The sequence below is a fragment of the Pseudoselenomonas ruminantium genome, from assembly GCF_900104055.1.
Classification (GTDB): Bacteria; Bacillota; Negativicutes; order Selenomonadales; family Selenomonadaceae; genus Selenomonas_A; species Selenomonas_A ruminantium_C.
Genome location: NZ_FNJQ01000016.1, coordinates 43,749 through 57,220, shown reverse-complemented (window position 1 = coordinate 57,220; position 13,472 = coordinate 43,749). Strand labels below are relative to the sequence as shown.

At 46.1% G+C, this 13,472-nt stretch carries 13 protein-coding genes; 3 read left to right on the top strand and 10 right to left on the bottom strand.

The genetic code is table 11. From position 1 onward, the window contains the following. Positions 1-14 precede the first annotated feature (14 nt). Positions 15-779 carry a hypothetical protein gene (locus BLQ59_RS16205; RefSeq protein WP_218122883.1) on the bottom strand — a complete coding sequence of 255 codons (765 nt, stop codon included), beginning with the start codon at positions 777-779 and terminating at the stop codon, positions 15-17. A 227-nt stretch (positions 780-1,006) separates the two neighbouring features. Here BLQ59_RS16205 and BLQ59_RS16200 point away from each other — a divergent pair, with 227 nt between their 5' ends. From BLQ59_RS16200 to BLQ59_RS08075, 3 genes are all read left to right on the top strand, one after another. Then, positions 1,007-1,147 carry a hypothetical protein gene (locus BLQ59_RS16200; RefSeq protein WP_256324640.1) on the top strand — a complete coding sequence of 47 codons (141 nt, stop codon included), beginning with the start codon at positions 1,007-1,009 and terminating at the stop codon, positions 1,145-1,147. Between the two features lie 87 nt (positions 1,148-1,234). Then, positions 1,235-1,753, top strand: coding sequence for a hypothetical protein (locus BLQ59_RS08080; protein ID WP_074572361.1), 519 nt, complete (start codon positions 1,235-1,237; stop codon positions 1,751-1,753). Between the two features lie 328 nt (positions 1,754-2,081). Continuing rightward, positions 2,082-2,654 (top strand): nitroreductase family protein, encoded by a 573-nt coding sequence (locus BLQ59_RS08075; RefSeq protein ID WP_074572360.1) that lies wholly within the window; start codon positions 2,082-2,084, stop codon positions 2,652-2,654. Between the two features lie 175 nt (positions 2,655-2,829). Here the strand turns inward: BLQ59_RS08075 and BLQ59_RS08070 are convergent, their stop codons facing one another. The 9 genes from BLQ59_RS08070 to cas1f all read right to left on the bottom strand — a co-directional run bounded on the left by BLQ59_RS08070 (position 2,830) and on the right by cas1f (position 13,429). Next, positions 2,830-3,066: a hypothetical protein gene (locus BLQ59_RS08070; protein WP_081342507.1), complete on the bottom strand. Its 237-nt coding sequence runs from the start codon at positions 3,064-3,066 to the stop codon at positions 2,830-2,832. A gap of 478 nt (positions 3,067-3,544) precedes the next feature. Next, positions 3,545-4,123: a type I-F CRISPR-associated endoribonuclease Cas6/Csy4 gene (gene cas6f, locus BLQ59_RS08065; protein WP_074572358.1), complete on the bottom strand. Its 579-nt coding sequence runs from the start codon at positions 4,121-4,123 to the stop codon at positions 3,545-3,547. 5 nt (positions 4,124-4,128) lie between these two features. Beyond that, a complete protein-coding gene (csy3, locus tag BLQ59_RS08060) occupies positions 4,129-5,139 on the bottom strand; it encodes a type I-F CRISPR-associated protein Csy3 (protein ID WP_074572357.1) in 1,011 nt (336 codons plus the stop codon). 2 nt (positions 5,140-5,141) lie between these two features. Then, complete coding sequence (gene csy2 / locus BLQ59_RS08055) at positions 5,142-6,074, bottom strand: type I-F CRISPR-associated protein Csy2 (RefSeq protein WP_074572356.1); 933 nt, start codon at positions 6,072-6,074, stop codon at positions 5,142-5,144. An 11-nt stretch (positions 6,075-6,085) separates the two neighbouring features. Next, the gene (locus BLQ59_RS08050) at positions 6,086-7,240 is read right to left on the bottom strand and encodes a type I-F CRISPR-associated protein Csy1 (RefSeq protein ID WP_074572355.1); all 1,155 of its coding nucleotides are present in this window, start codon (positions 7,238-7,240) and stop codon (positions 6,086-6,088) included. A gap of 196 nt (positions 7,241-7,436) precedes the next feature. Continuing rightward, positions 7,437-8,570 carry a HipA domain-containing protein gene (locus tag BLQ59_RS08045; protein ID WP_074572354.1) on the bottom strand — a complete coding sequence of 378 codons (1,134 nt, stop codon included), beginning with the start codon at positions 8,568-8,570 and terminating at the stop codon, positions 7,437-7,439. An 88-nt stretch (positions 8,571-8,658) separates the two neighbouring features. Beyond that, the gene (locus BLQ59_RS15775) at positions 8,659-8,775 is read right to left on the bottom strand and encodes an RtcB family protein (protein ID WP_256324639.1); all 117 of its coding nucleotides are present in this window, start codon (positions 8,773-8,775) and stop codon (positions 8,659-8,661) included. A gap of 414 nt (positions 8,776-9,189) precedes the next feature. Further along, positions 9,190-12,468: a type I-F CRISPR-associated helicase Cas3f gene (gene cas3f, locus BLQ59_RS08040; RefSeq protein ID WP_074572353.1), complete on the bottom strand. Its 3,279-nt coding sequence runs from the start codon at positions 12,466-12,468 to the stop codon at positions 9,190-9,192. Then, positions 12,440-13,429, bottom strand: coding sequence for a type I-F CRISPR-associated endonuclease Cas1f (gene cas1f / locus BLQ59_RS08035; RefSeq protein WP_074572352.1), 990 nt, complete (start codon positions 13,427-13,429; stop codon positions 12,440-12,442). The genes cas3f and cas1f overlap by 29 nt, the downstream gene beginning before the upstream one ends. Positions 13,430-13,472: the final 43 nt, after the last annotated feature.

The window sequence follows — 13,472 nt, the reverse complement described above, 5'->3', positions numbered from 1 at the left end:
ATCAACAATCGTTTTCACAAAACTTGTGCTTCTCCTCTTACACCAGTATGTTCCAGATTAGGTATAACATGATATTTGACTTTCCGTGCCTTGAACCAACAGTAATCATCCCCTATCTTTTCCGCAGTTACGTTATCGCCATTAACCAAATATATAAATCCGTTTTCTATTAGCATCGTCGCACCATACCAAGTAGGATCATATCTTTCGTCTAAATTTCCCCTGCTAACATCATATTTCACATCGCCACTAAACCAAACTTCTACCTTTCCTCCCCAGATACCATCGAATAATACATAAAGTGTACCATCTTTTTCTTCATAATGGTCAATATAAGCATCATGAAAATATCCAGATACGGTCATTAAATTATCAATATCTTTGAAGTCTTGTATTTCAGGGTATTCATTAAATTTATAAATTTCATCTATCGCTAACAGTTCATCAGACACCGTTCCCTGCTCTACCATTTTTAATAAGTCATTCTTCTTTACAAGATTTATTTCACCGATTCCTGTTTCGCCATCAACATTCCAATTACTCTTATCTCTATCTGTAACAATAACCATCTTATGCAGATACGGATTAGCTGTAGCATCGAACACATAGTGCTTAACTAATGCCGTCCTACTCTCATTCAACACAATATAATACCAGTCCCAGCAATCTATCTCACCATCATCATTATTATTATCCTCATAATAGGCAAAGACAGTTGATGTATAGTACTGGCCATCCCCTTTATTGATAATTGCGTACATAATAATCTCCTTCTCCACTATAGCATCTATGATATATTAAAGTATAGTTTTTTCATGTCAATTTCAATAAATTATATCACTATAATATTAGACCATGATTAAATTTTTAAGTAACCCAAAAACTTCAAGGCATAAAACCTCGGATATTTTATTGCCTGCATTCCCTATCCTTTTATGGACAGCCTATTTCCCCCAGCGTTATAATATACTTGATGCAAAATGAATATGAAAGCAAGGTGAGTACCATGAAAAATATGAAGATAACGCTTCTCCCCCTGCAAGTTGATGACAGAGAGCAGTTTATCCGAGACAATCAGGAGGCCTTCAACTATGGGGCCAGGGTATACCCCGAAGGAATGTTCCGCTTCGAGAAAAAACTTCCCTGAAACTAAGAAAAATTTAATAAATTTATGATAAGGTAAATCCGTAAAAACTTGTCACACATATCATCGTTTATACGGAGGGAACTTTCTATGTCATCCAACAATATTACGACCAGTCCCGAAGCACAAAAAGTCTATGACGAATTGAATAGGCTTTCCCCCTACTGTGCCCCCAGCGGCCAGTTCTTTGAACGCAACGATATCGAATACCTGGTAAATAACGGCTACAGTCTCCAAGATGCCAAGGATGCACTTTCACGCTGCCCCAAATACCTTTCCCAATATAAAGCGCCCAATGGTCAATATTTCGCTGTAAATGATATCGAGTACCTGCTGGACAACGGCTATAGCCTTCAGGATGCGCTAGATGAACTGGCCGAATATGATCGATATTCAGATGGCCGCACTCATCAATCCAATAGCAGCAACAGAACCATTTACAATTTCAGCATTTTCGGTGCTCATGCCTTCTGCGATGACGACGACCACTTTTCTCATAATCATTCCAGCTCGTACTATGACCACGACCGTCGTGATGACAGCAGCTGCAGTGATTTTGACAACTGCGATACAAACGATAATGCCGAAGACAAAGAACCGGACGCATGAGCAGTACGTCCGGTTCTTTGCTGTGTATTATATTTTAGGAGAGCTTTAACGAAAGCCTGTATATAATATAGCACTATTGAGAATGAAAATCAATAGATAATTAAAAATTATTTATACAACGAAAAGAGTCCCCAAGTCAATACACAAAACCTTGGGGACTCCGTCACGTATATAACGCTCTCCTAATCTTATTCTAACATGAAGAAGTCTAATTGTCCAAATATTTCTGCTGCCAGCATCATTCCAGCAGGATATAAACATCCTTTGACGAATAGAGCCTATAGTTGAAAGACCATGAATCTTTTAAATGAATACGGAGGGAAACACCATGAGTATGCTTGAGTCCATCCACAAGCGCCGCAGCTACTATCAGCTTTTAAAGGAGCTGCCGGTTGATGCAATCAAGATCAAGGAAATTGTCCAACAGGCCACAGAGCTGGTTCCTGATGCTTTTAACATGAAGTCAGCCCGCGTCGTCCTAGCCATGAACAGCAAACATGATGAGCTATGGGATGCGATTTACGATGCATTTGGCGGAAAAGTCGCTCGCGAGAAAATCGACAGTTTCAAGGCCGGAGCTGGCACGGTGCTGTACTTCTATGATGAAGATGTCGTAAAAAATTTACAGGAACAATACCCTGCTTATGCCCCTAATTTTCCCATCTGGTCACAACAAGCGAATGGCATGCTGCAGTTCACCATCTGGACAGCTCTGCGTGACCTGAATGTTGGTGCCAATATCCAGCACTACAATCCAGTCATTGACGATGCTGTAAAAAAGCTATTCAATCTCCCGGATTCATGGAAACTCGTTGCGCAAATGCCGTTTGGCGGCATTGCTGCCGAACCTGATGCCAAAGAGCCTGAAGACATTACAACCCGCGTCAAGGTTTTTGACTGAAAAATAGACTACCACCACAAAAGCCGCTCCTGCTGACAACCCATCAGCGGAGCGGCTTTATGTATTATGAATGGGCATATGCTGAAGCAGTTCTGCCTTCACAAAATACCATATTTCATAGCTTGATCAAACAAATACGAATTTTTTGTGTGCAACAACCATCTAAAAAATACCTTCATATCTTCTCGCTATCTACGATAATTTTGTATCTGCGCATGTTGCCATCTTCAAATTCTCTGTCCTGTACCCAACTGGCAATCTTGCCCCGGCGTTTCAACGATCCCAACACTTCCTCCTTGTTCCAGTGCAGAATCACATCTACTGTTATATCGCCAGCCGGCAGCAGACAGCCATGTTGTTCAAAAATCGTATCTTCAATGGTACGCCAGATATCCCGGCAAAACTTCTCCATTTCGATACTTCCTTGGTGTTTGCTTTTCTTAATCATACTTATGAATTTACCCTATACAGCAACAAAAGTCAACGTCTTGTGCATCTAAACCTCCTATGCGGCGGAACATGTCAAGTATGCTTCGGGACTGATTGTGCAGTGGTTTCTAAGCCACCTATACGGCGGAACACCTGCGGCTTGCTTGTACTTTGCCATGTCCTCCTTTCTAAGCCGCCTATACGGCGGAACACACCATGCTGGCCGAAGTAGTAGGTGTGGTTTTTTTCTAAGCCGCCTATACGGCGGAACACTATTCTCGCGCCTTTCCTTTCGGTTCATAGATTTTCTAAGCCGCCTATACGGCGGAACACTGCATTCAATCGCTAAAGATCCCCGTAAAATAAGCTCTTACCGCAGATTTATAGCATTTCACCCTAATTTTACCCCTTCTCCCACACGCTTATTTTATGCGGGTTCCCGTACCATGCTGAAATTTTGGTCAAAATTCCGGCACAGTTGACTGGTTATCCAGACCATAACTGCCAAAACCAACGTCCTGATCCGAATCCTGTACAATGCGTTCTATACAAAGGCGATATTTTTGCTGATTCGTTTCACTATGCATCTGCACAAAGGGAACTTTCTTATCCCTGCATTCTTGCGGAAATAATTTCAAGGCTTCATCATAAGATACATTATGCCGCTTGGCGTAGCGTCTGGCCTTCTGCATAGAACTTGCTTCCGGATGATAACGACGATAAACTGCATAGCCATTCACCCGCTTCGGCACAGGACGGATGCTGGTCATATGAATGTAATCTTCATACCGTTGCAGCCATTTCCTTATCGCTAACGCTTTCAATTCATCTTCTGATTCCGCAAATATCCGCAGTTTACTGCCCAGCCGAACCTTTCTGCCATCTTCATATTGCGGAAACGAGACACCAATATTCCCCTTACTGCCGTCTTCCATCTGCGTTGCCAAAGCCAAGTGAAGCTGCTGATACAGTTTGCTCCAGATATGGTTCTCGCTAATCTCCGCATCCGGCAACAAGGTGAGTTCCTGATAAAACTTCACGCTGCTCACCCCTTGCCAAATACACCGCCACGCACCAGAACTGCCATAACATAATGCTCTTCTTCCACACTGGCCAGCGGTTCGCCCAAGGCAAACTTATCAAACAATGTGTAAAAATCTACCTTATCTTTAGGATTCCGAAATGCTTTTCCCAAGTTTGTCACTGCACCATACGGCTCGATGGCAATCGGTCCAGTTCCTTCTTCACTTGCAAACTCTGGATACCATGTATCAATCGTCCGCAAAGCGTTGCCCAATTTCTGGGAATGCATTGCCGCTACACCATCCACATGATACAAAATCTTGCTCTTGCGGCTGTTGCCCTTATCAAACACCAATTCTTCACTGGGGTACACTTCCTGCCCCATTCCCAGCTTTGCATAAGCTTCTACTTCAATAAATTGATACGCTTCCTCGCCAGACAGGGCTGCCGCAATCTTTCCTGCTAAAGCCTTGATTTCCTCATGCTCGGCAAAATCACGCAACGAATAAGTATATGCATCAAATTTCTGCTCCCAATCACCAACCTTGACACAAACATCAATTTTCTCCGCCCCTAGACGATTCCGCCAAAGGAAACGGGCATTGGCAATATTATAGGCATACCGATAAGCCAGTTCTCTAAAACCAGTCTTTTCCACATAACCTTTAGCCGCCTCAGCATAGCTCTGGGCAAAAGCCGCATTGTTGCAAGCTGACGGCTTCTCTACGCCACTTAACACCTTGATGGTAAAGGATAGTTTCAAGGTATCCTCTTCCATTCCCAATGCGCAGGCATCGACCTGCTGTAAGTTTGGTTTTTCTACTTCTGCATTCAATTTTGCCGGATCATTCTGCACAGCTGGTTTCAACCGGTTGGATATCGTTCCCCGAACTGATTTTTCCACCAACTTCAAAGGTTCAGCCTTTGACTTATGCTCATCGTCCCAGCAAGTACCATACATATAACCATCTGAAACGACCAATTTCTTTTCAAATGCTAACACTGATGCAATATCTGCAGCTTTCTTAGCCATGATTATTCCTCCCCACGCAAATCTTTTTCACCCATATTCCGGCACAAGTATAAGCCATCTGCTTCATCATAATCATATTCCCACATCATTTCCTGAATCGACGCCAGACGATAAGGCATAACAAATTCGCCCACAGTTACCAAGGGCTCCACAAAATGATGCTCATACTCATAGGAACGCTGTTCCTTCACCTGCAAGCTGCCGGATAAGTCCCGGAAACCAACTGCCAATGGCACCAACCAGCCATTTGCAGATACCTTTGTTCTCTGCCAACCAGTAAAATTGCCATCAGCATCGCGATTGGCCGTATACTGTACCTGCATAGCGTTCAATAAACAGTCCAAAGCATCCTTGCCCTCTTCATGCCGAAGCAAGTCCTGTCGTTCAATGATTGCATAACCAGGCATAAGACGCGCTTTCAACCTGCGCACGTCCTTTTCTTCATCATTATCAACAGCTATTACCCGCCAATCCTGTTGCTCGCCGTGCCGCAGGACAATGTCTCCCCCTGCCGCCTTTAAGCGTGGCAACTCTTGCCGAACAGTTTCCTCAAAAATCTGCTCGATACTGCCTGACACTTCTTCCAATTCCACCAACAGGCTGACCTCCAAATGGCAGCGTGCTTCTTCAACAAAAGGCGGCCGCTCAAATTCGCCGGTTTTCCTGCTCTTCTTCAGCGGATTCGCCGTGCCAATCAGCGAACTGTAAAAATTCCCCTCATCATGGAACACCTGTAAATCACAGGTATGACATATTACTGCCGCCCGCGTCATAGAGATTTTTTTCAATTCCTCCCTGCACTGAATCCGCCGTTGCAGAGCATGAACCATCCCCAGCCAGGCAGTCATTGCCGGAAAACCTACCGTATAAGGACTGCTGGCTGCATTGGCATTCTGTATCTGTAAGTGGGGAATCATCAGATATTTTGTGATCATCAACCTACCCCCTACTGCTTCTGCAAATCACTGCGAATGAAATTGATGGCTTCTTTTCGCAATGCCGTCAGTTCTCCATCGCCCAACTCGACTTTTTCCCTCTTTAGGATTTTTTCATAGGCGCTCATCATCCAATCGGCAAACTCAATCGCCAGCTGTTTTTGCCACTCCTCATCATTGTATCGTTCATCGATATACTTATCGTCCAGCCAAATCATCTGTGCTCTGCTCAAACTGCGATTTTCTGTCCAGCCATGCTTCTCTCGCAGCACATATACTCGTTGCAATACCATTTCCATTATCTGCTGCTCTATACTGCGAACAGCCCGCCGGATTTCCAGATTATTTCGCGTATCAACATAACGCTTATGCAGACGATGGAACAGACCAATAAAATCCTTCCGCCGCAACGTTTCCCTGAAAAAATCCCGCCTCGGATAAATCAAATTACGCTTTTCCAAAACCGGCGGCAATGCCGGAAGCATATAACTGCGTCCGCCCTGCCGATTATTCCCATAGGATATGTTCTGCGGCTTGGTGCCGCCGAATTTGGTCTGTACCAGATCATAGATTCGCCTATGATCACTGCCATAGCTCTCCGATTTCTTAGTACAGGCCAGCCGCGCCGTCTCTTCCATTGCCCGGATACGTAAGCGCACTTCCTGCATCAGACTCGCAGGCGGCAAAACGGTCAACAAATGGTATCCATCATCCCCCACAGGAAAATATACCTGCCGCAACCGCTTATCTGTTGCATCCGGCACTACATCCGACTTTATAGCCAGCAAATCTTCACGCAGTTGATCATAGTCAACCTGCATGTATTGGAAATCTTCCCGCAAGCCATCATCAGCAGACTGCAAGTGCTCATAGAACGTCTTCCCAGCCTCTAAACGTAATTGCAGCAAGCTGGCCGTTGCCAGATAATTAGCCGCTACAAAAATATCCGGTAAACACTTCACCGAAGCTGTCGATACATATGGTTCATCCGGCTTATCTTGGACCTTTGCCTGCCAATTGACCGTCACATCCGGATTGACAAACCGGCCTATATGCGTGGCAAACTGACACTTGCTGGCATTCTTCGCCATATCCATTAGCCACTGCCTAAGCGGCACGCCTTTCTTTTCAGATTCTACCTGCACATAATCTGTCAACACACTCATCAACATCACCCCACTTATCATATTCTTCAATATTATCTGTCATTTATCCTTGTTCTATATTATATTACTTCAGGCTCAATAAATCAACTATAAAAAGATTATAAAGGTTTTATTTCATTTGCCGCCTATACGGCGGTTCATCATCTAAAAAGATTATAAATTTCTAAGCCATCTATGCGATGGAAGATTGCCTTTTCTAATCATGCTGCCTATCAGCAATTCTCCGCGATGCTACTGTAACATTATATAGCAGATTGTCCATGCGCTCTGCATCAAATAAATCATTTTTGCTATATATATCAACAATCAGCCGCTGCAGCAACTCCTCGGTCAATTTTTCCACTAGAAGTTTCGTCTGTCCTAAGAGCTTCAGCTGCTCCGTCTGGATATCTCGAAAAGGTTTAGCTGGCTGGTCTTTAAATTTCATCCGCTTATTGAGTTGCAGGTACCAAAGACTATTACCATTGTCAAAAATCGGTGCCAACCCCAAAAACTTTCTAGTACTCACCTCACGGATAAAGCCAAAGTTACCATAGTGCCGATCGGCATTGTTAATGAGATAATCAAACATCAGCATCTCATCTATTTCACGCCTGGAGACCGGAATCGATAGTTCTTCAATACAACGGCCAAAATGCTGATAGCTATTTTCATGGTTCAATCTGGGAACTACGCCTAAAATCTCCAACGCAGGCACATACTCAGTCTCCGATGTAACAAAGGTTTCGCATACACTATAAGCTTTTTCGCCCGCATCATCCTGTTCCAAGGAATAACTAACATGGGGCAGATTCAGCACATCCAATAGCTTGGATGCAAACACTTCATTATATGGCTGCTGATCAAAAGGAGCCGAACCTTCCTTATAGAGAACACGTTTCCCCTGTTCAATTTTCCAAAACTTTGGCAAGTCACCATTGGAACTGCTGTCAGGAGTATAACTTGAACTATCCCCACCTGCAACAGATCGAAAGGACTGCTCCGCAAACTCATTCTCAAAAAGGTTTACATCATGCCAGCAAAAATCAGCGCCCTCTGGCTTGAACCAATATTGGTCCGATAGATTCAGCCCCAAACTCTTAAAGGACAAAGCACTCGGCGTTTCCACATGGTAAGCCGCCAACATAGCTGCCACATCTTTTCGATGAGCTGACACGCTGCGATTGTCTATCCAGTTCTGCAAAGCAATGCGATAGCTGTCACTAAACAACACGGACAAAGGCAGGTATTCACGATTATCAATATCCAAATCGCTGACAATTCGCCCTGTTGCTTCATTTATGGTAAAACCAGCCACAGGAATATCCTTGCACATCAGTTGAAAATTCATCACATCCCGCCCTTCTATACAATCTTCTTTGCATTATAGCAAAGACTATCTCTCCTGTCCAACTAATCTGTCAACAGAACGCCGCGCTTCACTCCGCAGCCTTAAAGTTATACACCGGCTTCATCACATCGATAATCTCCACCGTATCGCCAATTACATCTAATATATCCGACAGGGATTTATAGGCTATGGGGGCTTCATCCAAAGTCTCCTGGTTGATAGATGTCGTATACCCCCACCTACGCCACCAGCTTTTCTAAGCCGCCTATTCGGCGGAGCACAGAACCAGTTGCTAATAGATATGTCCCTTTAGTTTCTAAGCCGCCTATTCGGCGGAGCACCAAATGAAATTAATAATTGACACTACGGACAATTTCTAAGCCGCCTATTCGGCGGAGCACATTAAGATTATTGGCTTTGTTTTTGCCGTGGCTTTCTAAGCCGCCTATTCGGCGGAGCACTGCAAAATTCCACTGATCAGCCCTACAGAGCACAGCTCTAATGCCGTTTTTGCAACATTTTACCCTAATTTTTCTTCTCTCGCCCAGTCCTTATTCTATAAGGACTCGCGAAGGCTGGCAAAATTTTGGGTAAATCTTCCTATGGTTGTTATTCTGCATTACGTTTGAAAGTCCTCTTCCTCATCATACATACCGAACTGATCCGAATACAGCCATACTGCCTTTTCACGATTAGCTGGCAGATGCAAAAGACCTGCCTGGATTTTGATTTTATCGCTTCCCGTTGTTCCTTGAATTGCTGCTAATGACTGCTGATAATCGCGTTGCAGCCAAAACCGTTCATTGACTTCATCTGTTTGCTTATGGATATGATACCACTCCTCGCGTTCTATCCACTCTCCTGTCTTTTCACTCTGTTCACAAAAACGTACAGTACCATCATCTTGTGCTTTAAGGCATAATTCTATATCCTGCGCGCCTTCACGGAATCTATTGAATTGCTGGGGCAGGCCTGTAAGCCACCAATACTCTTCCTGCCAGCCATGAATCACCCCTGGGCCGCAATTTGACAGGTCACGGAAATCGGTCACCACCTGATGTTCCAAGTCAATCAATGACCTGCGTGGATATAATTTTTCCGGGCGCACGGTACGCGGCGACGCATTGATGACCTTTGCTATTGCCTCAACATCCACCAGCTTTTTCATATCATGTGTTTCCAGCGCATATTTTCCCGACTCGAAACCCGGCCTGCAAAATACCACTTTATTGTTTGAAGTTATTGTCAGCAGATTATACTGCATGATTGCGATATTTCCTGCCTCTCTATTTTCCAGCGCACTCCTATGCCGGCGAATGCGGCCCGTCAGCTGGATAATCGAACGATAGGAGGAAGGTTCTACCACGGCCCAATCAAAATCATGGTCACGCCCCAATTCCTCTACGGGGGTTGCCACAAGGATAAAGACAATATTCTGCGCTTCTGCCTGCTCAATATGCCTGCGTACCACTACGTCCTGAAAATCAATTTCAGCTGTCTCCTCTCCTTTACGTTTCAACACCTTATCCAGATATTTTTCCTCCTGACTGCGCAGCAACGCCGTCTGACGGCTATGATACACGAGCAGGCGTGGTGCAAAATCTTCCGGCCATGCCGCTTCCAACAAGAATTTTGCAGCCTGCACGCAGGGCCTTATATTGGCCAGCCGCACGAGTCCAAAGGACACCCGCTTTCCCGTCTTTTTATCGGTCACGGCATATTGCTGATGCAGTTTCAGTATCGCCTCCTGCATGAGCTGGAAATAAGCATTTTTCCGGTCTTCCTCTGGCAGAGCCAACACATCTGCACATTCCACCACCCAGCCCCGGCGTTTCACTGGCTGCTGGGCAAGTTTTTCCCCATGACGCACAGCAAAGGATTTATGCTGCTGCCGATAAGCGAATAGCATCTCTGCCTGTTCCGTCCCTTCCGCCAACTGCACCTTAGTCTGAAATTCATCGCACCAGACGCAATTCACACGCAAGGGATAACCAAAGAAACGGGTATATAACCGCCGCCCGCTCTCATAAGAAGAAAACAAGCCTTCTGCCAAATCTGGCGGAATCGTCGCCGATGAAAGAATGACATTCCTTCCCAGCATTCCTGCGGTATGCACCAGCCGGGCGATTGCCACTAAATCCGCCCCCGCGAAATCGTCGATTTCATCAATCACAATGTCAGCTGACATCATGCGCAATAAGGGCAGGATATGCCGTCCACCACGCACGGTTTCTGTCGCGGGCATCATGTGGTCTATGGTCGCAACCAACACTGGCGCATACAACAATTCCTTATGCTTCTGCGCCATTTGCACAGACGAGGAAAATAAGACCTCCAGCATCTTGTCTTCTACGGCAAAATCCGCTTTGAGCTCTCCGGAAAGCAAGCCGTTCATGCATTCGGTATCAGCAGACTCCTCCCAGGCATCATCTCCATACAGTTCTTTGGCCGCAGCTGAACCGACCAGCACCGCCATTTCACTATCATCCAGCCCGATTCGCCCCCGATACTCGCGGCCGGTCTGCAAAGTCAGGCTGCGCAAACCTAATAGCAGGCTATACCGCAGGGATTTTCCATCATCTGACAAAGCCTGCATGATTTTGGCATTGCCCATCGTTTTGCCACAGCCCGTGCCTGCCATATTGATTACGAACCAGCCTTCATGATGGCGGCCTGCTTTTTCTTCTGCCTTACGCCAATCGCCAATCTTGTCCACAGCCTTATCCTGCCAGCTAAAAGCTGGCGGGCTTTTTTTGCGCAGGCCGGAAACATCTTCAATCCGATCCATACCATGGACAAAATGCGGCAGGCAATGTGCGGCCTGCGCAGCCTGTGTGCTTACCCGCACCAGATGTTCGTCCAAGCGCTGCTTCAATCCCTGCTTATCCGTATTGGCAAATAAAGCACAATCCTGCGGCCATGCTCTATCTGCCTTTGCGGCTGAAACCGTGTAATCACTGAGCATCAAACTGTTGCGGGCATACAATAGCAGCAGCCGGATATTCTCCCGCTCCCATAAGTCATGCAACACAGGAATTTGCTCCAGCAGCCTTCCCGACCACTTCTTTACCTGTTTCCTCCATTTATCCGATTTCAATAACCCTTTGGACAATTTGACCGCAGCATCCCCCAGCTTCCGATAGCCCCAGTCAACATCCAGCTCGGATAAAAGCTGGGAGAACGCTTTGGCTTCATCATTTCCATAACCTTTTGCACTATCCTTATCTAATACAGGCAGACGGTGATGGGACAGGATAAGCCAGCATAACATACTGGCCACCGGCGGCAAGTTCGCCAGTTTTTTCCCGGCACTTTCTATCAGCCAATCCTCCAATTTTTTCTCCGGGATTTTCCCGCTGTGCAGGATTTCCAGCCATTCTTCATCCGACTGTTTTTCCGTCTGATAGACCAATCCTTCCAATAGCTTGCAGCTTAACCATTCATGACGGCAGGATTCATCGCTCTCCCGCTTCCCATGACTTGCTTTCTTCAGCATCTTTTGAAACGCCGCATCCGCCTTTCCCCAGTCATGCAGCGCACCAGCCATTGCCGCCAAGGACTTTATTTCCGGCAGATAGATCCAATCATTTTCCCATGCCTGATGGGCAATATCCTTCTGCGTGCTGTTCACCGGCACATAGCCCTCTTCATTGAAACGACTCCTGTCACCGACAATCCAAAGCAGCTGACTGCGGGTACGCGACCGAATCCAGCGGCAGGATACGGACATACTCTTGGTCGCATGGCGGCGCAACAAGCGTTTAACCATCTGCAGGCCGTCCTCGGTAATCACCGTCTGCCATGTATCCGTGCCAATGCGGTTGGCAAAGGCATCTAGTATCCAACGTGTGGTCTTCAGGGCATTCTTATCACTCTGACTGGTAAATATCACCATCATTGCTTCCAGCCCCCTTATACCATTGCAAGCTCTGCTTCTCTATGGTGTCATACATAAATTCCAAAACCTTATGCTCGGTGAACTTTTGCAGGCAATACTCCCGAAACTCCTGATTTTCCAAGCCATTCCTTGCACAGATAAACGCTCCCGGCAAAACAATCGCATCCTTTATCAAATCCGCCACATCAAAGACCAGCGCTCCCCGCCGCGTCTTGCCATGCATGACGGCAAAACCATGGGGAATCCCCAACACCCACAAAGCCGAGGCCGCCATTCCATACGCCAGATAATTGCCGTGATTCAGGAAAACATTTGCGATATCCGTTGCGTCTGCGTCGCGGGTGAATTCTCCATACTCTGTCCGCTGCACAGCATATTTATATAATTGCTTGGCAAAGTTAGCTTCTGCCGCCAATAATTCTGTCACATTTCCTGCACTCTCAATGCGCTGGCGAAAGCCCTTCAATGCGCCTTCTATCTCCCTGTCATCCGCAAAGAAACCTTCTCCCTGCAAATCCCGGTCTTTCCCCCAGACCTTTGCCAAGAAATCGCAGCGTTTATGCTGAAAATTCTTGGCCGCCTGCAGGCGCTTATCTTCCTCAAACCAGAAGGCCATCCAGCCCTGTACATACTGTGTGGGCCGATACTCGCTTTGTGGGTTCAGCCATTCAATCTCTGTCCCGGCCAATAAAGGCGTACCTCCGCCACCGCAAAAACCGACCAGCACACCTGCACCGGCCAGCATCCGCACGGCCGCCTGCGTTATGGACGTACCTGTTCCCAAAAGGATTACCGTCGTATTGGCAATGGGGATATTCCAATATTGATTGGCCTTTTTCCCTTCCGTCAGATAGAGCACACGCCCATCTTTCTGCATGACGCGGCATTTTTCCAGATAATACACATTGGCCCGCTTGGAAAACAAGATGGCCTTCAGCTCCGTTGGTGTCAATCCCTGCATCTTTCCTGCCCCCTTTTTCTATTATGTTCGACAAAAACCGCAC

Excerpts from the sequence above, each read along its gene's own strand:
- BLQ59_RS16200 (WP_256324640.1), top strand. The coding sequence starts at position 1,007 with ATGAAAAATATGAAGATAACGCTTCTCCCCCTGCAAGTTGATGACAGA.
- BLQ59_RS08080 (WP_074572361.1), top strand. The coding sequence starts at position 1,235 with ATGTCATCCAACAATATTACGACCAGTCCCGAAGCACAAAAAGTCTAT.
- BLQ59_RS08075 (WP_074572360.1), top strand. The coding sequence starts at position 2,082 with ATGAGTATGCTTGAGTCCATCCACAAGCGCCGCAGCTACTATCAGCTT.
- BLQ59_RS08070 (WP_081342507.1), bottom strand. The coding sequence starts at position 3,066 with ATGGAGAAGTTTTGCCGGGATATCTGGCGTACCATTGAAGATACGATT.
- csy3 (WP_074572357.1), bottom strand. The coding sequence starts at position 5,139 with ATGGCTAAGAAAGCTGCAGATATTGCATCAGTGTTAGCATTTGAAAAG.
- csy2 (WP_074572356.1), bottom strand. The coding sequence starts at position 6,074 with ATGATCACAAAATATCTGATGATTCCCCACTTACAGATACAGAATGCC.
- BLQ59_RS08050 (WP_074572355.1), bottom strand. The coding sequence starts at position 7,240 with ATGAGTGTGTTGACAGATTATGTGCAGGTAGAATCTGAAAAGAAAGGC.
- BLQ59_RS08045 (WP_074572354.1), bottom strand. The coding sequence starts at position 8,570 with ATGAATTTTCAACTGATGTGCAAGGATATTCCTGTGGCTGGTTTTACC.
- cas3f (WP_074572353.1), bottom strand. The coding sequence starts at position 12,468 with ATGATGGTGATATTTACCAGTCAGAGTGATAAGAATGCCCTGAAGACC.
- cas1f (WP_074572352.1), bottom strand. The coding sequence starts at position 13,429 with ATGCAGGGATTGACACCAACGGAGCTGAAGGCCATCTTGTTTTCCAAG.